At 65.6% G+C, this 276-nt stretch carries 1 pseudogene; it reads right to left on the reverse strand.

Going from position 1 to position 276, the window contains the following annotated elements:
- Positions 1-129: 129 nt before the first annotated feature.
- Positions 130-276, reverse strand: a pseudogene (locus HA630_RS22905) (3-hydroxyacyl-CoA dehydrogenase); the annotation flags it as partial.

Here is a 276-nt window from a genome sequence, read left to right on the forward strand (position 1 = left end):
TACACAACGGTTTTGGCCATACACAAATCTTTCGGTGTTGTTTCAGGGATGCCGTGGAACCGGCTTGGCCGGGCCACTGGCATCGCCCCCTGGAGAGGGTGACGCACCGCAGGTGCGGCGCGGGGGTGGTCAACGAGGACTCATGCGCAGGGCACCGTCCAGGCGGATGGTTTCGCCGTTGAGGTGGCCGTTGCTGACGATGTGGCAGGCCAGTTCGGCGAACTCGCTGGGCTTGCCCAGGCGCGAGGGGAAGGGGATGCTGGCCGCCAGCGACTG

It is taken from the genome of Aquabacterium sp. A08 (genome assembly GCF_011742065.1).